The organism is Streptomyces thermocarboxydus (assembly GCF_024760485.1).
GTDB classification, from domain to species: Bacteria; Actinomycetota; Actinomycetes; order Streptomycetales; family Streptomycetaceae; genus Streptomyces; species Streptomyces cellulosae.
In genome coordinates this window covers 5,854,125-5,875,640 of the sequence record NZ_CP058273.1, presented here as the reverse complement: position 1 = coordinate 5,875,640, position 21,516 = coordinate 5,854,125, and the positions used below count along the sequence as shown (strand labels likewise).

General features: G+C 71.6%; 23 protein-coding genes and 1 pseudogene. 12 read left to right on the top strand and 12 right to left on the bottom strand.

From position 1 onward, the window contains the following. Window positions 1-32 precede the first annotated feature (32 nt). Window positions 33-512, top strand: a complete 480-nt coding sequence (locus AY578_RS26910) for an arsenate reductase ArsC (protein WP_258905841.1) — start codon at window positions 33-35, stop codon at window positions 510-512. A gap of 46 nt (window positions 513-558) precedes the next feature. Here the strand turns inward: AY578_RS26910 and AY578_RS26905 are convergent, their stop codons facing one another. Further along, window positions 559-924, bottom strand: coding sequence for an HxlR-like winged helix-turn-helix transcriptional regulator (locus AY578_RS26905; protein WP_137209624.1), 366 nt, complete (start codon window positions 922-924; stop codon window positions 559-561). Window positions 925-1,015: 91 nt separating this feature from the next. Between AY578_RS26905 and AY578_RS26900 the strand changes: the two genes are divergently transcribed. The 3 genes from AY578_RS26900 to AY578_RS26890 all read left to right on the top strand — a co-directional run bounded on the left by AY578_RS26900 (window position 1,016) and on the right by AY578_RS26890 (window position 3,063). Next, window positions 1,016-1,162, top strand: coding sequence for a hypothetical protein (locus AY578_RS26900; protein ID WP_337663098.1), 147 nt, complete (start codon window positions 1,016-1,018; stop codon window positions 1,160-1,162). Window positions 1,163-1,419: 257 nt separating this feature from the next. Then, window positions 1,420-2,304, top strand: coding sequence for a lysozyme (locus AY578_RS26895; RefSeq protein WP_161232264.1), 885 nt, complete (start codon window positions 1,420-1,422; stop codon window positions 2,302-2,304). A 99-nt stretch (window positions 2,305-2,403) separates the two neighbouring features. After that, on the top strand, window positions 2,404-3,063 hold the full coding sequence (locus tag AY578_RS26890) for a peptidoglycan recognition protein family protein (protein WP_020699970.1): 660 nt from the start codon (window positions 2,404-2,406) through the stop codon (window positions 3,061-3,063). A 16-nt stretch (window positions 3,064-3,079) separates the two neighbouring features. On the opposite strand, the gene AY578_RS26885 is transcribed toward AY578_RS26890, so the two are convergent. The 7 genes from AY578_RS26885 to AY578_RS26855 form a co-directional block, all read right to left on the bottom strand. Continuing rightward, window positions 3,080-4,468 (bottom strand): nucleobase:cation symporter-2 family protein, encoded by a 1,389-nt coding sequence (locus AY578_RS26885; protein ID WP_026243375.1) that lies wholly within the window; start codon window positions 4,466-4,468, stop codon window positions 3,080-3,082. Between the two features lie 254 nt (window positions 4,469-4,722). After that, a complete protein-coding gene (locus tag AY578_RS26880; RefSeq protein WP_019521899.1) occupies window positions 4,723-6,102 on the bottom strand; it encodes an 8-oxoguanine deaminase in 1,380 nt (459 codons plus the stop codon). Between the two features lie 117 nt (window positions 6,103-6,219). Further along, a complete protein-coding gene (gene pucL, locus AY578_RS26875; protein WP_136238984.1) occupies window positions 6,220-7,116 on the bottom strand; it encodes a factor-independent urate hydroxylase in 897 nt (298 codons plus the stop codon). Between the two features lie 5 nt (window positions 7,117-7,121). Further along, entirely contained in the window at window positions 7,122-7,511 is a 390-nt protein-coding gene (uraH, locus tag AY578_RS26870; RefSeq protein ID WP_019521901.1) for a hydroxyisourate hydrolase, read from the bottom strand. A 6-nt stretch (window positions 7,512-7,517) separates the two neighbouring features. Beyond that, complete coding sequence (gene uraD / locus AY578_RS26865) at window positions 7,518-8,027, bottom strand: 2-oxo-4-hydroxy-4-carboxy-5-ureidoimidazoline decarboxylase (RefSeq protein WP_028961520.1); 510 nt, start codon at window positions 8,025-8,027, stop codon at window positions 7,518-7,520. A 156-nt stretch (window positions 8,028-8,183) separates the two neighbouring features. Next, complete coding sequence (locus tag AY578_RS26860; RefSeq protein ID WP_019521903.1) at window positions 8,184-8,552, bottom strand: helix-turn-helix domain-containing protein; 369 nt, start codon at window positions 8,550-8,552, stop codon at window positions 8,184-8,186. Further along, complete coding sequence (locus tag AY578_RS26855) at window positions 8,549-8,800, bottom strand: thiamine-binding protein (RefSeq protein ID WP_078504458.1); 252 nt, start codon at window positions 8,798-8,800, stop codon at window positions 8,549-8,551. Before AY578_RS26855 ends, AY578_RS26860 begins: the two co-directional genes overlap by 4 nt. A 118-nt stretch (window positions 8,801-8,918) precedes the next feature. Here AY578_RS26855 and AY578_RS26850 point away from each other — a divergent pair, with 118 nt between their 5' ends. The 6 genes from AY578_RS26850 to AY578_RS26825 all read left to right on the top strand — a co-directional run bounded on the left by AY578_RS26850 (window position 8,919) and on the right by AY578_RS26825 (window position 14,490). Then, the gene (locus AY578_RS26850) at window positions 8,919-9,749 is read left to right on the top strand and encodes a TIM barrel protein (RefSeq protein ID WP_019521905.1); all 831 of its coding nucleotides are present in this window, start codon (window positions 8,919-8,921) and stop codon (window positions 9,747-9,749) included. A 68-nt stretch (window positions 9,750-9,817) separates the two neighbouring features. Continuing rightward, window positions 9,818-10,708, top strand: a complete 891-nt coding sequence (locus AY578_RS26845; protein ID WP_019521906.1) for a 2-hydroxy-3-oxopropionate reductase — start codon at window positions 9,818-9,820, stop codon at window positions 10,706-10,708. A gap of 388 nt (window positions 10,709-11,096) precedes the next feature. Beyond that, window positions 11,097-11,333, top strand: a complete 237-nt coding sequence (locus AY578_RS26840) for a hypothetical protein (protein WP_258905837.1) — start codon at window positions 11,097-11,099, stop codon at window positions 11,331-11,333. A 166-nt stretch (window positions 11,334-11,499) separates the two neighbouring features. Beyond that, window positions 11,500-12,204 carry a TIGR04222 domain-containing membrane protein gene (locus AY578_RS26835; RefSeq protein WP_258905836.1) on the top strand — a complete coding sequence of 235 codons (705 nt, stop codon included), beginning with the start codon at window positions 11,500-11,502 and terminating at the stop codon, window positions 12,202-12,204. A 112-nt stretch (window positions 12,205-12,316) separates the two neighbouring features. Next, window positions 12,317-13,591, top strand: a complete 1,275-nt coding sequence (locus AY578_RS26830; RefSeq protein ID WP_258905834.1) for an acyltransferase family protein — start codon at window positions 12,317-12,319, stop codon at window positions 13,589-13,591. A gap of 311 nt (window positions 13,592-13,902) precedes the next feature. Further along, complete coding sequence (locus tag AY578_RS26825) at window positions 13,903-14,490, top strand: RICIN domain-containing protein (protein WP_215188738.1); 588 nt, start codon at window positions 13,903-13,905, stop codon at window positions 14,488-14,490. Between the two features lie 116 nt (window positions 14,491-14,606). On the opposite strand, the gene gcl is transcribed toward AY578_RS26825, so the two are convergent. Continuing rightward, window positions 14,607-16,391 (bottom strand): glyoxylate carboligase, encoded by a 1,785-nt coding sequence (gene gcl, locus AY578_RS26820; protein ID WP_258905832.1) that lies wholly within the window; start codon window positions 16,389-16,391, stop codon window positions 14,607-14,609. Window positions 16,392-16,605: 214 nt separating this feature from the next. Between gcl and AY578_RS26815 the strand changes: the two genes are divergently transcribed. Next, the gene (locus tag AY578_RS26815; protein ID WP_258905831.1) at window positions 16,606-17,280 is read left to right on the top strand and encodes a hypothetical protein; all 675 of its coding nucleotides are present in this window, start codon (window positions 16,606-16,608) and stop codon (window positions 17,278-17,280) included. A 43-nt stretch (window positions 17,281-17,323) separates the two neighbouring features. Next, a pseudogene (locus AY578_RS26810) lies at window positions 17,324-17,695 on the top strand (GNAT family N-acetyltransferase); the annotation flags it as partial. A gap of 5 nt (window positions 17,696-17,700) precedes the next feature. Here the strand turns inward: AY578_RS26810 and AY578_RS34155 are convergent. Genes AY578_RS34155 through AY578_RS26800 form a run of 3 tightly spaced genes read right to left on the bottom strand, consistent with a single transcriptional unit; the run spans window position 17,701 to window position 21,403 of the window. Next, the gene (locus AY578_RS34155; RefSeq protein WP_420341334.1) at window positions 17,701-18,087 is read right to left on the bottom strand and encodes an SDR family oxidoreductase; all 387 of its coding nucleotides are present in this window, start codon (window positions 18,085-18,087) and stop codon (window positions 17,701-17,703) included. Window positions 18,088-18,140: 53 nt separating this feature from the next. Continuing rightward, the gene (locus AY578_RS26805) at window positions 18,141-19,733 is read right to left on the bottom strand and encodes an AMP-binding protein (RefSeq protein ID WP_258905830.1); all 1,593 of its coding nucleotides are present in this window, start codon (window positions 19,731-19,733) and stop codon (window positions 18,141-18,143) included. Then, window positions 19,730-21,403 (bottom strand): AMP-binding protein, encoded by a 1,674-nt coding sequence (locus tag AY578_RS26800; RefSeq protein WP_258905829.1) that lies wholly within the window; start codon window positions 21,401-21,403, stop codon window positions 19,730-19,732. Before AY578_RS26800 ends, AY578_RS26805 begins: the two co-directional genes overlap by 4 nt. Window positions 21,404-21,516: the final 113 nt, after the last annotated feature.

Sequence of the window (21,516 nt, the reverse complement as noted above, 5' to 3'; positions counted from 1 at the left end):
CGTGCAGCCGCCTCGAGACGAGAGAGCCCTTCATGCCCCAGAGCGCCGGCAGGAAGCCGTCCGTCCTGTTCGTCTGCATCCACAACGCAGGCCGCTCGCAGATGGCCGCTGCCTGGCTGGCCCACCTCGCCGGGGACCGCGTCGAGGTGCGTTCCGCCGGCTCCACCCCGGGCGAGCAGATCAATCCTGCCGCCGTCGCCGCGATGGCCGAGGTCGGCATCGACATCTCCGCCGAGGTCCCGAAGGCCCTCACCGTGGACGCGGTGAAGGAGTCCGACGTGTGCATCACCATGGGCTGCGGCGACACCTGCCCCGTCTTCCCCGGCAAACGCTACCTGGACTGGAAGCTGGACGACCCGGCCGGACAGGGCGTCGACGCGGTCCGCCCGATCCGCGACGAGATCAAGACCCTGGTCGAGAACCTGATCGCCGACATCGCCCCCTCCGAGCCGGAAGCGACGGCCCAGAGGGAAACGCCACGTCGTCATCGCGGCGCACAGCCCTCGCGCTGAAGGCCCTGCCGGCACCGGATCAGCGATCCGCCGGACAGACCCTGGACTAGGCGTCCACCAACTCGGGATCGTGGGCGGTGTCGTACGCCGCCCGTGACTCGGCGATGTAGACCCGGTGGCGTTCGGCCCAGTCGGTCAGCCGCAGCAGGGTCTCGTACAGCTCCTCCGCGGCCGGGGTGAGGGCGTACTCCACCTTGGGCGGCACGGTCGGATGGACGGTGCGGCTGACCAGGCCGTCGCGTTCCAGCTGGCGCAGCGTCAGGGTGAGCATGCGGCGGCTGATCCCCTCGATGCCGCGCTCCAGTTCGGTGAAGCGGACGGGGCCCTGGGCCGCCGCCACCAGGATCTGCACGCTCCACTTGCCGGCGACCCTGTCAAGAACTTCCCGGACCGGGCACGCGTGCGCGTTCACTGCCTGCGGGGTAACACGGTTCGCTGGGACTCGCCGCGCTGTCGGTGCTCGCGGACGGTCGGACCGGCGCCCTGCTGGCAAGGGCGCCGAAGTGGTGGCGGCGACGGCGGAGGGGTACCAGCTGGCGTTCCGGGTGGCGTCCGTGATCGCGGCGGGCGCGCTGGGGCTGGCGGCGGTCGTGCTGCGGACGCGTCGTCAGGATGCGCGGACCGAAGGGCGGTTCGAAAGCCTGAGGTGAAGGCCGGGTTCCGGGTCTCCGGGACCCGGTTCATGTTTTCATCCGATGAAAGTTTCCTCCGTTCGGCTCCCAAGTTTCCTGGCCATCCGCTCCTACAGTGGACCAGACCACCAGAGAAGCAAGGAGACTCTTTACATCTTGTCAATCTACGTGCGTAACTAATGACGCGCGCACGTCAAAGAAGTAAGGAACTGCCCAGGTGGCAGCGGCCGACGTCACCTCCGTCTCATCCCCACATGTGTTCAGGAGGCAAGTCCATGCAGGTACTCCCCCACGTTTCCCGCCTCGGCAGACGCACGGCCACCGCGCTCGGCGTCCTCGGCGCCGCCCTCGCGCTCACGGCCACGTCCGCCACCGGAGCGAACGCCGCACCGCAGCCCGACCCGAAGCCCCTCACCGTCAAGCCCGGCCAGGCCTACATGGGCGTCGGCGCCCGCATCCACGAGGGCAACCCCGCCGCCGAGGATCCGTCACGCGGGCTGCTGGCCCCCACCGACGGCGTGCAGGGCATCGACGTGTCGCACTGGCAGGGCAGCATCAACTGGACCTCCGTGCGCAACGCCGGCATCCAGTTCGCCTGGATCAAGGCGACCGAGGGAACCAACTACAAGGACGACCGCTTCAACACCAACTACCCCGCCGCGCACTCCGCGGGCGTGATCCGCGGGGCGTACCACTTCGCGCTCCCCAACGCCTCGAACGGGGCCACCCAGGCGGGCTACTTCGCGAGCAACGGCGGCGCCTGGTCACGCGACAACCTCACGCTGCCCGGCGTGCTGGACATCGAGCACAACCCGTACGGGGCCATGTGCTACGGCCTGTCCACCACGCAGATGCGCACGTGGATCAACGACTTCTACACCACGTACAAGTCCCGCACCGGCCGGGACGTCGTCATCTACACGACGGCGAGCTGGTGGAACACCTGCACCGGCAGCTGGACCGGCATGTCGGCCAAGAGCCCGCTGTGGGTGGCGCACTGGACGTCCGCCTCGTCGCCCACCCTCCCCGCCGGCTTCCCCACCTGGACGGTGTGGCAGTACACCGACGCCGGGTCGGTCTCCGGCGTCTCGGGCAGCGTCGACCGCAACAAGTTCAACGGCTCCCGCGACCGGCTGCTGGCCCTCGCCAACAACACGTGACGGGCTGACAGGCCCTCACGCACGCGGCCACGCGGAGGGGCCGACGTCCTCGGACGCCGGCCCCTCTCCGTATTCCCCCCACACCCCCTCTCCCGAGGAGTGATCGTGCAGCCCAGCAACCTCTTCCGGCGCCGTCTCCTGCTCGCCGGCGCGGCCGGACTCGCCGCCGGCGCCGTGTCCGGTGTCGCGCACGCGCGCGGCGCGGCCGCCGTGCAGCCCGACATCGACGGCACGAAGGTCTGGGGCGCCCGGTCCCCGCAGGGGACCGTCAGCGTCCTGCAGTACCGGCCCAGTCGGCTCGTGGTCCACCACACCGTGTCGCCGAACACCACCGACTACTCCCGCGCACAGGCCCACTCCCACGCCCACTGGGTGCAGGACCTGCACATGGACGACAACGGCTGGGTCGACACCGGCTACAACTTCCTGGTGAGCCGGGGCGGCTGGATCACCGAGGGCCGCACCGGCAGCCTGTCGGCGCTCAACGGCGGGCGGACGTTCGTGCTGGGCGCCCACACCTCCGGACAGAACACGCAGGCCGTCGGCATCGCCTGCGAGGGCCAGTACCACGCGGGCGCGCAGCCGCCGCAGGCGCAGTGGGAGGTGCTGGTGGCGCTGTGCGCGTACGCCTGCGACCAGTACGGGATCGCGTCCTCGCAGATCTTCGGGCACAAGGACTACGGCACGACCGAGTGCCCGGGCGTCTACCACGACATGCTGCCGCAGTTGCGCGCGCAGGTGGCGGCGGCCCGGTCCTGACCGGGCCGCCGGACCGTCAGGAGGCCGCCGGCGCCTTGCCCTGCGAGGCGAGGTCCTCGCCCGTCTCCATCGGGTGGGTGACGTCGGCGGCCTCACGACCGCCCCGGCCCAGGTGGTTGAAGACGAGGTTCAGCAGGACCGCGACCACGCAGCCGGTGGAGATGCCGGAGTCCAGGACGATACGGGCCGTCTCCGGGAACGCGTGGTAGAACTCGGGCGCGCTGATCGGGATGACGCCGACGGCGAGGGACACGGCGACGACGAGGACGTTGTTGTCCTTGTCCAGGCCCGCCTTGGCGAGGGTCTGGATGCCGCTGGCGGCGACCGACCCGAAGAGCACCACGCCGGCCCCGCCGAGCACCGGGCGCGGCACGACGGCGATGAGCGAGGCGGCGACCGGACACAGGCCCATGAGGACGAGGAAGCCGCCGCCGGTGGCGACGACGAACCGGCTGCGGATCCGCGTCATCGCGACGAGCCCGATGTTCTGGGCGAACGCGCTGCACATGAAGCCGTTGAACAGCGGGGCGATCGCCGAGCCGAGCGTGTCGGCGCGCAGTCCGGCCGCGATGGTCCTCTCGTCGGCGGGACGTTCGACGATCTCGCCGAGGGCCAGCATGTCGGCGGTCGACTCGGTCATCGACACGACCATCACCACGCACAGCGAGAGGATCGCGGCGAGCTGGAACTGCGGGGCGCCGAAGTGGAACGGCGTGGGGAAGCCGATGAGGTCCGCGTCGGCGACCGGGGAGAAGTCGGTGACGCCGAACGGGATCGCGATCAGGGTGCCGGCGACCATGCCGAGCAGTACGGCGATCTGCTTGACGAATCCGCGGGTGAAGCGGCGCAGCAGCAGCACGATGAGCAGCGTGAGCGCGGCGAGGCCGAGGTTGGTGGCGGAGCCGTAGTCGTCCGCGTCGGGGATCGGTCCCTGTGCCCAGCCGAAGGCGACGGGCAGCAGGGAGACGCCTATCAGGGTGATCACGGTGCCGGTGACCACGGGCGGGAAGAAGCGGACCGCCTTGCTGAAGAAGGGCGCGGCGAGGAAGCCGAGCAGTCCGGCGACGATCACCGCGCCGAAGATGATGGGCAGGGCGTCCTTCTTGTCGTCGGTGGAGGCGACGATCGCGGTCATGGGGGCGACGCCGGCGAAGGTGACGCCGTTGACGAACGGCAGCCGGGCGCCGATCTTCCACACGCCGACGGTCTGCAGGAACGTGGCGAGGCCCGCGGTGAACAGGCAGGCGCCGGTGAGGAAGGTGAGTTCGGCGGGGGTGAGACCGACGGCCGCGCCGACGATCAGGGGCGGGGCGACGACGCCCGCGTACATGGCGGCCACATGCTGCAGGCCGGTGGTCGCCATTTTCGGCGCGGGGAGTTTCTCGTCTACGGGGTGGTCGGCCACTGCGGTGTTCCTCCGGTCGGTTGCACGCCGGGTCCGGCGTGGTTGTCAGGGAGGTGCGGGTGGGCGTGAGTACCTCCCGCTCGAGTGCGGCCGAGCGTGGGGAGGGACGGTGACGTCCGGTGGAGCGGGGGATGTGTGCCGTTCCCGGGGCGCGCCGGGGCGCGCCCCGGAGACGGCCTCCGCGGACTCCGGCGTACGGGGTCCGCGGTCTCCGGGCCGGGAGCCGTCCCTCGCGGCCCGGAGACGAGCGGGGGTCAGGCGTGCCCGGCGATCCGGGCGAGGCGCCGCGCCTCGGCGCGGGTGGTGCGGGCGACGGCGTCCTCGTCGGCGGTGAGCAGCCGGCCGTTCTCGACGATCTGACGGCCGTTCACGAAGGACGCGGTGACCGGGGCCGCCGCGCCGAACACCAGGGCGGTGACCGGGTCGGCGATGGAGGCGTGGGCGAGGGTGTCCATCCGCCAGAGCACCAGGTCGGCGAGCTTGCCCGGCTCCAGGGAGCCGATCTCGTCCGCCCTGCCGAGGACGCGCGCGCCGCCGTGGGTGCCGAGGCGCAGGGCCTGGCGTGCCGTGAGGGCCTTTTCGCGGTGGGCGCCGAGGCGGTTGATCAGGAGGGCGTTGCGCAGTTCGGTGTGGAGTTCGCCGGACTCGTTGGAGGCGGTGCCGTCCACGCCGAGACCGACGGGGACGCCGGCCGCGAGCATGTCGGGGACGCGGGCGATGCCGGCGGCGAGGCGGGCGTTGGAGGACGGGCAGTGGGCGACGCCGGTGCCGGTGCGGGCGAACGCGGCGATGTCGGAGTCGTTCATGTGGACGCAGTGCGCCATCCAGACGTCGTCGCCGAGCCAGCCGGTGGACTCGAAGTAGTCGGTCGGGCCCATGCCGAACAGCTCGTGGCAGAACTTCTCCTCCTCCACGGTCTCGGAGCCGTGGGTGTGCAGCCGCACGCCGAGGCGTCGGGCCAACTCGGCGCCTTGGCGCATGAGTTCGGTGGAGACGGAGAACGGGGAGCAGGGGGCGACCGCGACCTGGGTCATCGCGCCGGGCGAGGTGTCGTGGTGGCGGCGCACCGTCTCCTCGGTGGCGGCGAGCGCGTCGTCGAGGGTCTCCACCGCGAAGTCCGGGGGCAGCCCGCCGTCGGACTCGCCGCGGTCCATGGAGCCGCGGGCGAGGGTGAAGCGGACGCCCATGTCGCGGGCGGCTCCGATGATCGCCTCGGACAGGTCGCCGGAGCCGCGCGGGAAGACGTAGTGGTGGTCCATGGCGGTGGTGACGCCGCCGCGGGCCATCATCGCGAGGGACCCCTGGGCCGCCGCGTGGACCATCGCCTCGTCGATACGCGCCCAGGTCGGGTAGAGGGCGACGAGCCAGTCGAAGAGGTTGTGGTCGGTGGCCAGGCCCCGGGTGAGCCACTGGTAGAAGTGGTGGTGGGTGTTGACCAGGCCGGGGGTCGCGAGATGGCCGGTGGCGTCGATCCGGCGGGCGACGTTCTCCAGACCCTCGGGGGCAGGGCCGGGGCCGAGCGACTCGATCCGGTCGCCGGCGAGGACGAGATGCCCGGTGGTGTGCTCGGTGTCCTGCGCGTCGACGGTGGCGATCGCACAGTTCTCGATGACGGTGCGCCGGTCTGCTGCCATGGTGCGTCCTTTTCGCGTACGGGGAGTGGGCACGGCAGGACCCTGGGGGTTTGAGTGCCGTGGCCGGGCGGGTGCGGGGCCCGGGTACCCGGCCACGGGTGCCGATGTGGGGTGCGGTCAGAGGTTGGTGAGGTCCACCGGGATCCGCGGCTCGCAGCCGTCCCTGAGGACCGTCGCCTCGATCAGGCCGTAGGGGCGGTCGGAGGCGAAGTACACCTCGTTGTCGTTCTTCAGGCCGAACGGCTCCAGGTCGACCAGGAAATGGTGGCTGTTGGGGAGGGAGAAGCGGATCTCGTCGATCTCGGCGCACTCCTCGATGACGCGGGAGCCCATCTGGTACAGCGTCTGCTGGAGCGACAGGGAGTACGTCTCGGCGAAGGCCCGCAGCATGTGCTGCTTGACCCGCGCGTACGAGGTCTCCCAGTCGGGCATCTGCTGCGCGTCGTCGGTCCAGTTGAAGCGCCAGCGGGAGGAGACCGAGGTGGCGAGGATCCGCTCGTGGGTCTCCTTGAGGGTGGTGTAGCGGTCCTTGACGTAGCCCCAGAACTCCGAGTCGGTGGAGTTCAGGACGGTGAGGTCCTTCAGGCCGGAGACGACCTCCCAGCTCTCACCGTCGTAGGTGACCTGGGTGAGGCGGGTCTCCTGGCCCTTGCGGACGAAGGAGTGCTCGGCCTCGCCGGGGGCCTCGATGCGCTCCCAGGCGTACTCCTCGATGCGGATGCGCGCCCGGTGGATGGGCTCCTGCGAGGTGACGAAGTGGCGGGCGAGGTGGACGCCGAACTGCTCGGCGGACTCGATGCCGTGCTCCTTGGCGAACGCGAACACCGTGTTCTTGGTGGTGTCGGTCGGCAGGACGTTGGCGTTGGAGCCGTTGTAGTGGACGTCCTCCATGTCGCCGGACAGGGCCACGGAGACGTTGAGGTCCTTGATGTGGTGGGTGGCGCCGTCCCGCGTGATCTTGACGACTCGGTTCTCTGCCTTGCCGTACTGGTTCTGTCCCAGGATGGTGGGCATGCGTGTCAGCTCCCTCGGTAAACGGAGTAGCCGAACGGGTTGAGCAGCAGCGGTACGTGGTAGTGCTCGCCGGGCGTGACGGCGAACGTGACCGTCACCTCCGGGAAGAACACGGCACCGCTGTCCCGATGCGCGGGGGCGTCCTGCTGAGCCTCGGCCTTCTTCTTGAAGTACGGCTCCACCTCGAAGTCGAGCCGTACATGGGTGGTTCCCTCCGGCAGGGCCGGCAGGTCCTTGCACCGCCCGTCCGCGTCGGTCGCGGACCCGCCGAGCTCCTGCCAGGCGGCCCGCGGGCCGGGGCGGGCGGTCAGGCGTACGGCGACGCCCTCGGCGGGGCGGCCCGCGCTGGTGTCCAGGATGTGCGTGGACACGGATGCGGTGGTGTCGGTGCTCATGCGACGTCAGTCCTCTTCGACGAGTCGGGTCAGCCGGATGCGGTTGATCTTCCCCAGTTCGGTGCGGACGATCTCGCGTTCCTTCTCCGGCGGGTTGCCAAGGCGCTCGCGCACGGCGTCCCGCATCTCCTCGGCGGTGCGCCCGGTGGCGCAGATCAGGAACACATGGCCGAACCTCTCCTGGTAGGCGAGGTTCAGCTCCAGCATCTCGGCGCGCAGCTCGTCCGTCGCCCCGGCCATGCCGCGCTGCTCGCGCGCCGAGGTGGGGTCCCCCGGTTTCGGGCGGCCGATCGGGGGGTGCCCGGCCATCGCCTCGGCCAGGTCGGCCTCGGTGAGCGCGGCCATGGCGGCGTCGCTCCCGGCGTACAGGGCGTCGGGGTCCGCGTACGGGCGGGCGGCGATCAGCCGCTCGGCCCAGGCGGTGGAGGCGCAGACCTCGAGGAGAGCGGTGCGCGCCGCGTGCTCCTCCAGGGCGTTGAACCGGGCCAGGCCCGAGGGCGTTGCTGTCGACGTCACGGGAGCCTCCGTGGCCGCGAACGGCCGTGTGCTGCGAACGGGCGTGCCGACAGTGAACGCCGTCACGTCGCAGCCGTCAACAGTTTGTTGAAAAATCCGTGTGACGTTTGGGTGAGGCGCCCGGCGGCCGCCGTGTGAGGGCGACCGCGCCTCGGTTCACGCGCCCTTTTCGCGGTTGAGGTAGTTGTAGACGGTGAAGCGGCTGACGCCGAGCGCGCTCGCCACCGTCTCCACCCCGTGCCGTACGGCGAACGCCCCGCGCGCCTCCAGACTGCGCACGATCTCCTGCTTCGCCTTGCGGTCCAGCTCCGCCAGCGGCACGCCCTTGCGCCGCTCCAGCGCGGCCAGGATGTGGTCGAGGGAGTCCGCGAGCTGCGGCAGCCGTACGGCGACGGCGGCGGCGTCCTCCCAGGTGAGCACCACGTCGTCGGGGCCGGCCTCGTCCGGCGGGATCATCTCCCCGCCCATCGCGTCGACCAGCGGCTTCACGGCCGCGATGAACGCGCTCCGACCGGTCCCGCTCACCGGTCGTCCTCGTCGACGACGTTGACCTGGAGGGAGACACGGGTGGCGCCGGCGGTCAGGGTGCGGCGCAGCAGGGTGTCCACGGCGGCGAGCACCGCGTCGGCGCCGCCCTCGGCGGTGTTGCCGAACGGCCCGACGTCCACCTCGTCCAGGCCTGCCGTCTCGATGACCTCGCGCGCCACGACGGCGTGCTCGGGCGCCTCGTCGAGGTCGAAGGGCTCCGTCGTGAACTCCACTCGCAATCGCACGGGGTCAACCTACCGACCTCTTGACAGCTCTTCACCGGCACAGGCAATCTTCCAGTAAGCAGAAAGCTTATTCCGCAATGCGGAATTACCGGACACGATGCGAAGGGAGCGCGGCCCGATGGGATTCGCAGACCAGCGCTTCACCGTCAACCTGTCGATCCTCTTCACCGAGTTGCCGCTCCTGGAGCGCCCTGCGGCCGCCGCCGAGGCCGGTTTCGGCGCGGTCGAGCTGTGGTGGCCGTGGGTGGACTCACCCGTGCCGCCTCGGTCCGGACTGGACGCGCTGCGCACGGCGATCGAGGACGCGGGGGTGCGGCTCACCGGCCTGAACTTCTACGCCGGGCAGCTGCCCGGACCCGACCGGGGCGCCCTGTCCGTGCCGGGCGAGGAGGCGGAGCGGTTCCGGGCGAACGTCGAGGTCGCGGCCGGTTTCGCCGAGTCGCTCGGCTGCCGTGCGCTGAACGCGCTGTACGGCAACCGGGTGGACGGCGTGGACCCGGCCGAGCAGGACGCGCTCGCGCTGGAGAACCTCGTCCTCGCCGCGCGGGCCGCCCACCGGATCGGCGCGGTGCTGCTGATCGAGGCGCTGAACCGGCCCGAGTCGCCGCACTACCCGCTGGTGTCGGCGCCGGCCGCCGTCGGCGTCGTCGAGCGGGTCAACGCGGCGACGGGGCTGGGCAACGCGCGCTTCCTGATGGACCTGTACCACCTGGCCATGAACGGCGAGGACCTGCCGGCGGTGATCGACCGCTACGCGGACCGGACCGGGCATGTGCAGATCGCCGACAGCCCGGGGCGCGGCGCGCCCGGCACCGGGTCGCTCCCGCTGGAGGAGCTGCTGGACCGGCTGCGGAAGGCCGGTTACGACGGCCGGGTCGGTCTGGAGTACAAGCCGGGCGACCGCCCGAGCGCGGAGGCCTTCGACTGGCTGCCGCGGGAGGCCCGCTGACCCGCTGAGGCGCTTCCTGCTGACACACCCCATTTCAGACGTACCGAGACGTACCGAGAGGCACCCTCATGAGCACCCTTCCCAAGGTCGCCTGGATCGGTCTCGGCATCATGGGCTCCCCCATGTCCGAGAACCTCCTCAAGGCGGGCTACGACGTCACCGGCTACACCCTGGAGCGGGACAAGCTGGACCGGCTGGCCGCCGCGGGCGGCACCGCCGCCTCCTCCGTCGCCGAGGCGGTGCGGGACGCGGACGTGATCGTCACGATGGTCCCCGCCTCCCCGCAGGTCGAGGCCGTGGCGTACGGCCCCGACGGCATCCTGGAGAACGCCCGGCGCGGCGCCCTGCTGATCGACATGTCCTCGATCACCCCGCAGACCTCCGTCGACCTGGCCGCCGCCGCGAAGGAGAAGGGCATCCGGGTGCTCGACGCGCCCGTGTCCGGCGGTGAGGCCGGGGCGATCGAGGCGGTGCTGTCCATCATGGTGGGCGGCGACCAGGCCGACTTCGACGAGGCGAAGCCCTTGTTCGAGGCACTGGGGAAGACGATCGTGCGGTGCGGTCCGCACGGCTCCGGGCAGACGGTGAAGGCCGCCAACCAGCTGATCGTCGCCGTGAACATCCAGGCGTGCGCGGAGGCCGTGGTCTTCCTGGAGAAGTCCGGCGTCGACCTCACGGCCGCGCTGGACGTCCTGGGCGGCGGTCTGGCCGGCTCGACCGTGCTGGCCCGCAAGAAGGACAACTTCCTGAAGCGGGACTTCAAGCCCGGCTTCCGCATCGACCTGCACCACAAGGACATGGGCATCGTCACCGACGCCGCCCGGAACGTGGGCGCCGCGCTGCCCGTCGGCGCCGTGGTCGCCCAGTTGGTGGCGAGCCTGCGCGCCCAGGGCGACGGCGGGCTCGACCACTCCGCGCTGCTGCGGGCCGTCGAGCGGCTGTCCGGCGCGGAGGTCTGACCCCGCTGTCCTCCTGAGACCCCGGGCGGCGCCGGCGCCGACATCAGTCCCGTCGCGCCCAAGGCGGCGGCGCCGCCCGGAACCCACGGCCCGCACCGCGACGCCGTACGGCCCGGATGAGGGGTGGCCGTACCGCGTCCGCGCGATGCGGGCGGGGCGAGGGCGCCGCGGGCGCGCGAGCCAGTGCGGTGGTCAACGCCGCGGGCCGTCTCCTTCGACCTGAGGGGAGGCGCCCCGGCGGCCGTCGCCGCCGCCGCGGCCCCGAGCCCACCGTCCTCCCGGCGTGCGTCCGGTCCCGGCGTGCGCCCGGTCCCGGCGTGCGGATCCGGTCCCGGCGTGCGTCCGGTCCCGGCGTGCGGATCCGCGCGGTCCGCAGCAGCCTGGGGGCATGGCACATCCGACGGAGCATCCGCACATCGTGGTCCATCCGCCCGCCCTGGACGGCTCCCGGCGGGTCACCTCCGACGACGAGACGCTGGGCGTCGCCACGCACACCGACGACGTGGGCGAGATCCTGCGCCTGGCCGGCCTGTACGTCACCGACGTCGAGGACGCGGACTTCATCGAGTGGCAGGGCGGCGGCCCGGACGACTGGCCGGGGCTGTTCGAACACCACGAGTCATGAGACGCGGGCGTACGGCAACGTCCGTAGACGAGGTACGGCACCCTCAAATGAACCTCTGAACACGGCCTTCCGAGGCTTCGACGGGCCCCGCGCGCGGAACCATCCCCGCACAAGGGGCCCGCCGGCACGGGGGCGGCGGGCCCCCTGTCCGAGGGGGTGTCCTGTCATGGCCGACACCGAGCGCGTCCGCGAAGCGCCGCACGAACTCGCCCTGCTGGCCGGGGGGCCGCGCGCCGCCGTCGTGGTGGCGGTCGTCGCCCTGCATCTGCGCGGCGCCGTCGAGCCGGGCTCGCGGGGCAGGCTGGTGGCGCTCGACAACGAGGCGGGGCACGCGCTGCCGCCGCTGCCGACACCGGACGAAGACCTCGACGTCCCGGCGGAGCTGCGGGTGCCGTACCTGGAGAGCGCGGTGCACCAGCGGCTGCACCGGCCGTGCGAGATACGGGAGTTGCTGCGCGACCCGGACGTCCGGTGGGCGGTGGACACGCTGAAGGCCGGGCTGGCGGACACGGACCTGGTGAGTCCGCCCCCGCTGCTGGGCACGACGCGGGCGGCACGCCGGCGCCTGCACGTGCTGCGCACCGCGTATCCCGTCCCGGCGAGCCGGGACGGCCTCTGCGACGAGGAGAAGCTGCTGGCCGTCGCCCTGCACGGCCAGGCGGCCCTCCGCGTCGTCGTTCCCCGCTTCGCCCTCCGCGCGGGCCTCACCCCGCGCGTCCGCCTCCGCCACAAGCGCGGCCTGCGCCACTTCATCCCCGCCTCCGGCGGCGCCTACACGGGCCCCCACTACTGCGGCGGCGGCTTCTGCGGGGGCGGGAGTGGCGGTGGCTGCGGGGGCGGAGGGGGCTGCGGCGGGGGTGGGGGGAACTGAAGGGACCGCCGACCGGCCCGTCACCCCGGCCTCCGCGTCGACTTCAGGCCGTACCTGGTGACCTGACCGCGCGTCCTTGAACAGGGCCGTCGATGATCACGTGAACATGGGCATGGACCCTTCTGCCTCCGCCCCTCCTGACCAGGAGCGGCCGTCCGCGCCGGGAGCAGCGTCGTCCGCGCCCGCCGCCGCGACGCAACGCTCGCGCCTGGCCTGGCTGGACGCCTTACGCGGCATCGCGGCACTCGTCGTGGTGTTCGACCACGCGTCGTACTCCTACCTCGCGGATTTCCGGCGGGAGCTGATGCCCGAGTTCAACACCAGCCGGTACGGCATCATGGTGTTCTTCCTGGTCAGCGGCTACATCATCCCGGCCTCGCTGGAGCGCCGAGGCTGTGTCCGCAGGTTCTGGGTCGGACGGCTGTTCCGCATCTATCCGCTGTGGGCCGTGGTGGTCACCGCACTCCTGGCCGCCGACCTCGCGGGTGTCGCGCAGGTCCGCGACTTCGGCAGCCAGGGTGTCCTGTCCGTGGCGGTCGCCCATGTCACCCTGCTGCAGGAGCTTCTGGGGACGCCCAACCTGCTGCTCGTGCTGTGGACGCTCTCCTACGAGATGGCGTTCTACCTGCTCGTCGTCGCTCTGTTCAGGGTCCGCCTGCACCGCCGGTCGGTGGGCGTGTCCGTCACTCTGGCGGTACTCGCCGCCCTGAGCGTGGCGGCGGGCGTCACCCTGCCGCCGTCCGCCTTGTCGGGTGCCCTGGGCACCGGCCGGCTGATCGCGCTCGCCTCGTGCGCCATGGCCGTCGCCATCTGCTGTGCCTGCTCCAAGTCGCCCGCCCTGAGCCTGTTCGGAGCTGTGCTCGGCGGCGTCCTGGCGCTCGCGCTGGTCTCCTTCAACGGCGGGGTCCCCATGTGGGAGGGCCTGGTCGTCCTGGCGGTGATGTTCCTCGGCACCGCCGTGTACCGCGCCGAGCAGGGTCAGATCCCATGGCGCTCCGCGGCGTGCGCGGCCGGCACCGTCCTGGCCTGCGCGGTGGGGAGTGCGTACGCCTACGGGGACAGCAGCAACTTCACCCGCCGCGGCTGGATCGCGGCCTTTCTGCTGGCCGCGTCGACCTTCGGCGCGGGTCTGGCCTGGCGGCACCGGCGCATCCCGCGCCTGCTGACCGGTCTGGGCACGATCAGCTATTCGGTCTACCTGGTGCACCCTCTGCTCCTGGCCGTGAACGACGGCACCCTCGGCAGGTGGGAGCGGGACAACCCCCTGATGGTGGCCGCGTTCTACGCCGTGCTGCTGCCGGTGAGCGTCCTGACCTATCGCTTCGTCGAGGCCCCGGGCCAGAGGTGGGGCCGGAGGCTGTCCGATCGCACAGGACCGCCGGGATGACGGACCGCCTCCGCACAGCGGAAGCACAGGACGCCCCGTGACCGATGAGGTCCGGGGCGCCCTGGCGACGGGCCCGCCGTCGCTCAGCGGTACGGCTCGTCGAGGGTGCGCGGCTGCCCGGGGTCGGTACGACGGCCGAAACCCTCACCCACCTGGCGTGATCTCGCGTTGGCGATCTCGAACCGGATGCAGGATGCACACGTCAAGAGGGGGGCTTTCGGTCAAAGAATCGAACCTTCTTGCGATGCCCGCGGAGGCCTGATGGGGTGCTCTCTGTAACACCACGACCACCCCCCGCAAGGAGACGCAGCATGCGCAAGAAGCACACTCGTCACGTCCTCGGCGCGGTTCTGGCCGGGGCGCTGTTGGCCTCGGCCGCGCCCGCCGTCGCCCACGCCCAGTCGCCGCGGAGCAGTGAACCGGCGCCCGTGGCGGGCGCGGACCTTCGCCCCGTGTCGCGCGCGGACGTCTTGTCCGCGGCGGTCGTGAGCTATCGGGTGAAGAACACCAAGTCCCAGAAGTTCCTGCAGCCTTCGGGCGGAAGCACCGCCAACGGCGCCAAGATCGTCCAGCAGCCGGCGAGCTCTGCCGCGACACAGCGCTGGGCTCTCGTCGGCGACGGCAACTACGTCAGCTTCTGGAACCAGGGGTCGGACAAGAACCTGGGCATCGACGGCGCCAGCACCGCGGCCGGCGCCGTGGCCATCCAGGCCAACGGTTCCGGCGACGCCAACCAGGACTGGCTCCTCTCATGGCGCTCGGACACCGTCTTCCAGATGAAGAACCGCAAGAGCGGGCTGTGCCTGGGCATCTCCGGTGCGAGCACCGCCAACGGCGCGCAGGCGGCCCAGTTCCCCTGTGACGGTTCGGCGAACCAGGGCTGGGCCTTCACGGAGTAACCCCCGCACCGTCCCTCACGGCAGCGGAGGGCCGCCAAGGCAGGGGAGGGCGGCGCCCGCTGCGATCGGTCCCGGCCGGCACTCGTCGGCCGGGACCGCCGCGCGACCGTCGCCGGTCAGACCTTCAGCGGCCTGACCGCCGTCGGGGCGTGGCCCGGTTCCGTGGCGACGGGTTCGAACTCGATCACGTTGCTGATGTCGTTCGTCGTCGACATCGCGATGTTCGTGACGCGTTCCAGGATCGCCTCCACGACGACCGGGACGCGGTGTTCCGCCGCGAGTTTCTTCGCCTGCTCGAAGGCCGCGCCCAGTTCGTTCGGGTCGGTGACGCGGATCGCCCTGCAGCCCAGGCCCTCCGCGACCTTGACGTGGTCGACGCCGTAGACGCCCAGTTCGGGGGTGTTGATGTTCTCGAACTCCAGGTTGACCTGGAAGTCGATGTCGAAGGCGCGCTGGGCCTGGCGGATCAGGCCCAGGTAGGCGTTGTTGACGAGGACGTGGACGTACGGGATGCGGTGCTGTGCGCCCACGGCCAGTTCCTCGATCATGAACTGGAAGTCGTAGTCGCCGGAGAGGGCGACGACCTGGGCCTCCGGGTCGGCCTTCGCCACGCCCAGCGCCGCGGGGACGGTCCAGCCGAGGGGGCCCGCCTGGCCGCAGTTGATCCAGTGCCGCGGCCGGTAGACGTGCAGCATCTGCGCGCCCGCGATCTGGGAGAGGCCGATGGTGGTGACGTACCGCGTCTCGGGCCCGAACGCCTTGTTCATCTCCTCGTAGACCCGCTGCGGTTTCATCGGCACGTCGTCGAAGTGCGTACGGCGCTGCAGCGTGGCGCGCCGTTCCTGCGCGGAGGCCGCCCAGGCGGTGCGGTCGGGGAGGCGGCCCGCCGCCCGCATCTCCTCCGCGACCTCGACGAACAGTTCCAGCGCGGCGCGCGCGTCGGACGCGATGCCGTAGTCGGGGGCGAAGATGCGGCCGATCTGGGTGGGTTCGACGTCGACGTGCACGAAGGTGCGGCCGGCGGTGTAGACGTCGAGGCGTCCGGTGTGGCGGTTGGCCCAGCGGTTGCCGATGCCGAGGACGAAGTCGGACTCCAGGAACGTCGCGTTGCCGTAGCGGTGGGAGGTCTGCAACCCGACCATGCCGGCGTTGAGTTCATGGTCGTCGGGGATGACGCCCCAGCCCATCAGCGTCGGCACGACGGGCGTCCCGGTCAGCTCCGCGAACCGCACGAGCAGGTCCGCCGCGTCGGCGTTGACTACCCCGCCGCCCGCGACGATCAGCGGGCGCTCGGCGGCGTTCAGCATGCCGAACGCCGTCTCGATCTGCGCGCGGGTCGCGGCCGGCTTGTAGACGGGGAGCGGCTCGTACGTGTCGGGGTCGAACTCGATCTCCGTCAGCTGCACGTCGATCGGCAGGTCGATCAGCACGGGTCCGGGGCGCCCGGAGCGCATCAGGTGGAACGCCTGCTGGAAGACGCCGGGCACCTGCGCCGCCTCCAGCACGGTCACCGCCATCTTGGTGACCGGCCGGGCGATGGACGCGATGTCGACGGCCTGGAAGTCCTCCTTGTGGATCACCGCGGTCGGCGCCTGGCCGGTGATGCAGAGGATCGGGATCGAGTCGCCGGACGCCGAGTACAGGCCGGTGATCATGTCGGTGCCGGCCGGACCCGACGTGCCGATGCACACGCCGATGTTGCCGGGGTGGGTGCGGGTGTAGCCCTCGGCCATGTGGGAGGCGCCCTCGACATGGCGGGCGAGGGTGTGGCTGATGCCGCCGGACGCCTTGAGCGCCGCGTAGAACGGGTTGATCGCCGCGCCGGGGACGCCGAACGCGGTGTCGACGCCCTCACGCTTGAGGATCTCGACCGCCGCGCGGGCAGCCGTCATTCGAGCCATGGAGTACTCCTGCTTCGGCTTCTCGGATTCGCACGCCCGTCGCGCCCCGCGGTGAGCCGCTTCCGTATTCCGTATAGCGGAATATTCTTTCTGCTATCTGGAATGAATGTAGAAGCGGTGGAGGGAGACCGTCAAGAGCGGGCTCAAGTACGGGACATCGGCGGCGGAGAGGAGGACGATGGACCCGCCTCGAGATCTGTACGGGAGTGGCCCCATGTCCGAGAGCCTCCCGGTGCGCTGCCCCGCCTGTCGGCGCTCGCACCGCTACACGGCCCCGGCGTACCCCTGCGCCTGCGGCGCGCCCGTCGCGGCGACGCTGGACCCCGACCGGGTGCCGGCCGCCGTCGGGCACCGCTCCTGGCGCGAGGAATGGGTGACCGTGCGCTGCGGCAGTTGCGGCACGCGCGGCGAGTGGCCGCATCCCGAACTGGGCTGCCCCTGCGGGACGGTGCTGCGCATCCCGGTCATCGGCCGGCGTGAGGACGCGCCCGCCACCGGGAGGCCGGGGCGTCCCGCCGCCCCCACCGTGCCGATCCGCACCGCGCGCGACGCCGTCACGGCCGCCGTGCTGTATCTGCGCCGTCTCGGCCACGACGACATCCGGCGCGCGGACCAGCGGCCGACGTCCGGCATCGGACTGGCCGGCCGGGGCGTGCTGGCCCAGCTCGACCCGTCGGCGCGGCGGGCGACCCCGCGGGACGTGGAGTGCCTGTGGCTGACCGCCATGACAGAGTCCGCGGCCTGCCTGTACTTCTCCCTCTCCGGCTACAGCGCCGAGGCCCGCGCCCGCGCCGACGCCCTGGACGTGCCGCTGTTCGTCCTCGAACCCTCGGGCGCCGCCCGCCCCGAGAACGCCGCCGCCGTGGCACTGGACGCGGAAGCGTCCTGAAACTCCCGCGACGGGTGCGGCGGGTGCGTCCCATACTCGTCGGATGCGCATCCGCCCCGCCACCCCGGGTGACCTGCCCGCCCTCCAGGACGTCGAACGGGCCGCCGGCGCGCCGTTCCGCGACCTGGGCATGCCGGAGATCGCCGACGACGACCCGCCCACGTTGGACGAGCTGGAGCGCTACCGGAAGGCCGGCCGCTGCTGGGTCGCGGCGGACGAACAGGACCGCCCCACGGCGTACTTGACCGCCGAGCCGGTCGACGGCGCCCTCCACGTCGAACAGGTCTCCGTCCACCCGCGCGCCGCCCGCCGGGGCGTGGGCCGCACCCTGCTCGCGCACGCCGCCGAGCACGCCCGCGAGCGGGACCTGCGCGCCCTCACCCTCACCACGTTCACCGAGGTCCCGTGGAACGCCCCGTACTACGCCCGCCTCGGCTTCCGCGTCCTGTCCGAACCCGAACTCACCCCGGGCCTGCGCCGCATCCGTGCCGAGGAGTCGGCCCACGGCCTCGACCAGTGGCCACGCGTGTGCATGCGCCTGGAACTGCCGCCCGCCGGGGGGGACGTCCGCCGGCCTCCTCCTGGGAGGCTGACCCCGGACCTCTTACGTCCTCGGGCGGCGAGGGTGCCGCCGTCGACGACCGACACCGTGCCGGTCATGCAGTCCTGGTCCATGAGGGCGAGGAACGCCTTGGCCGCGTCGTCCGGCTCCACCGCGCGGCCCAGGGGCGGGGACGCGGCGAGACCGGCGTACCTCTGCTCCCGGTCCTCCTCGCCCATCCCGGACCACAGCGGCGCAGATCCCACGGCGCGAGGAACGGCACCGGCGCGTCGTGCCGGGGCACGGAGCAGGCAGGGGATCAGCCCGTCGCGTACCTCTCCCTCAGTTCGATCTTGCGCACCTTGCCCGAGACCGTCATCGGGAAGGTCTCCAGGAGTTCCAGGCGGCTCGGCACCTTGTAGTGGGCCAGGCGGCCGTCGCAGTACGTCCGCAACTCGTCCAGGGTGAGCGGGTCGGCCGGGTCGCGGGGGATGACGCAGGCCAGGACCTCCTCGCCGTACCGCTCGTGCGGGACGCCGACGACCTGGACGTCCGCGACCTTCGGGTGGCCGTAGAGGAACTCCTCGATCTCGCGCGGGTAGATGTTCTCGCCGCCTCGGATGATCATGTCCTTGATGCGGCCGACGATCTCCACGTAGCCGTCGTCGCGCATCATCGCGAGGTCGCCGGTGTGCATCCAGCGGCCCCGGTCGATCGCCTCGGCGGTCTTCTCCGGCTCGTCCCAGTAGCCGAGCATCACGCTGTAGCCCCGGGTGCACAGTTCGCCGGACGTGCCGCGTGGCACGGTGACGCCGGTGGCAGGGTTCACGACCTTCACCTCGAGGTGAGGCAGGACGCGGCCCACCGTGCCGGTGCGGTGCTCCAGGTCGTCCTCCATGCGGGTCTGGAGGGACACCGGCGAGGTCTCCGTCATGCCGTAGCAGATGGAGACCTGCTCCATGTGCATCTCGGCGACCACCCGCTTCATCACCTCCACCGGGCAGGGCGAGCCCGCCATGATGCCGGTGCGCAGCGAGGTGAGGTCGTAGGCGGCGAAGTCGGGCAGGTTCAGCTCGGCGATGAACATCGTCGGCACCCCGTACAGCGACGTGCAGCGCTCCTGCTGGACCGCGCGCAGGGTGGCCGCCGGGTCGAACGACGCGGCGGGGATGACCATGCAGGCGCCGTGGGAGGTGGCCGCCAGATTCCCCATCACCATGCCGAAACAGTGATAGAACGGGACAGGGATGCACACCCGGTCCTGCTCGCTGTAGGCGATCAACTCACCCACGAAGTAGCCGTTGTTGAGGATGTTGTGGTGGGAGAGGGTGGCGCCCTTGGGGAAGCCGGTGGTGCCCGAGGTGTACTGGATGTTGATGGGGTCGTCGCAGGACAGCTCCGGCCGGACGGGGTCCGGGGTGGCGCGGGCGACCAGGGCGTCCCAGCTCGGGTCGCCGATGTACACGACCTCCCGCAACTCCGGGCATCTTCCGCGGACTTCCTCCGCCATGGCCCGGTAGTCGCTCGTCTTGTGGCTGAGGGACGCGATCAGCAGCCGGATGCCGGACTGCTTGAGGACGTACTCCACCTCGTGCGTGCGGTACGCCGGGTTGATGTTCACCATGATCGCGCCGATGCGGGCGGTGGCGAACTGCGTGAACACCCACTCGGGACAGTTGACCGCCCAGATGCCCACCCGGTCGCCCTTCGCCACACCGGAGTTGAGCAGCGCGGACGCCAGCTCGTCGACCTGCTCGACGAATTCGGCGTACGTCCAGCGCCGGCCCGACTCCACGTCGACCAGGGCCTCGCGGTCGGGCCAGGCGGCGACCGCGCGGTCCAGGTTGGCGCCGATGGTGTCACCGAGCAGGGGCGTGGCGCCCGTGCCGTGGCTGTAGGAGAGGTCGGTCACCGGAAGTCCTCCTCGCGGTACTCGGCGGTCGAGCCGGCCGCCGTCGCCTCCCGCAGTTCGATGCGGCGGATCTTGCCGGAGACGGTCTTGGGCAGCTCGCCGAACTCGATGCGGCGGACGCGCTTGTAGGGGGCGAGCACCTGGCGGGAGTGGTCGAAGAGGACCTTCGCCGTGTCGGGTCCTGGCTCCCAGCCGTCGGCGAGCACGATGTACGCCTTCGGCACGGCCAGCCGCAGGTCGTCCGGGGCGGGCACCACGGCCGCCTCGGCGACCGCCTCGTGCTCCAGCAGCGCGCTCTCCAGCTCGAACGGGCTGATCTTGTAGTCGGACGCCTTGAACACGTCGTCCGCGCGCCCCACGTAGGTGATGTAGCCGTCCTCGTCGCGGGAGCCGATGTCGCCGGTGCGGTAGTAACCGCCGGCCATCGCCTCCGCCGTGCGGTCCGGGTCGCCGTGATAGCCCGTCATCAGGCCGACGGGCCGCTCGGACAGGTCGAGCGCGATCTCGCCCTCGCTGACGCCGGGCGCGCCCGACACCGGGTCGAGGAGTTCCACGCGGTAGCCGGGGCTGGGGCGGCCCATGGAGCCGGTCTTGAGGACCTGACCGGGGCTGTTGGACACCTGCACGGCGGTCTCGGTCTGCCCGAAACCGTCCCGGATGGTGACGCCCCAGGCGCGCCGCACCTGTTCGATGACCTCCGGGTTGAGGGGCTCGCCCGCGGCGACGACCTCGCGGGGCGGGGTGCGCAGCCGGCCCAGGTCGGACTGGATGAGCATGCGCCACACGGTCGGCGGGGCGCAGAAGGTGGTGACGCCCGCCTTGTCCATCTCGGCCATCAGGCGGGGCGCGTCGAAGCGGGTGTAGTTGTGCAGGAAGACCGTCGCCTCGGCGTTCCACGGGGCGAAGAGGTTGGACCAGGCGTGCTTGGCCCAGCCGGGCGAGGAGATGTTGAGGTGGACGTCGCCGGGGCGCAGGCCGACCCAGTACATGGTCGCCAGATGCCCGATCGGGTACGAGGTGTGGGTGTGCTCGACCAGCTTGGGGCGGGCGGTGGTGCCGGAGGTGAAGTACAGCATCAGCGGGTCGTCGGCCTGGGTCGGCCCGTCGGCGGTGAAGGCCTCGGACGCGCCGTACGCGTCGGCGTACGGCAGCCAGGCGCCGCCGCGCTCCTCCCCCACCGCGATGCGGGTGTAGTCGCCGGGCACCTCGTCGAACTTCGCGGTGTCGGCGGAGCGCACGATCACATGGCGGACCTGGCCGCGGTCGACGCGGTCGCGCAGGTCGGCGGGGCCGAGCAGCGGGGTGGCGGGGATGACCACGGCGCGCAGCTTCATCGCGGCCAGGGCGGTCTCCCACAGTTCGGCCTGGTTGCCGAGCATCACCAGCACCCGGTCCTCGGCGGCCACGCCCCGCTCGCGCAGCCAGTTCGCGACCCGGTCGGAGCGGCGCGACAGCTCGGCGAAGGAGAGGCGCGTCTCGTCGCCGTCCTCCTCGACGAGGTGCAGGGCCGTGCGGTCGTTGCCGTCGGCGATCGCGTCGAACCAGTCCAGGGCCCAGTTGAAGCGTTCGGGCCGGGGCCAGGCGAAGTCCCGGTAGGCGGTGGCGTAGTCCTCACGGTGTTCCAGCAGGAAGTCCCGGGCCCTGCGGAACTGCTCCGTCGCCGTCGTCATGCGTCCTCCTCGGTGCCGGACCTTGCCGGGCGGCTCACCGCCATCGTGTAATCCGTGATGCAGGTCTCACTACCCCCGAACGGGGGTGTGCGCCCGCACACGGGCCGCGGTGA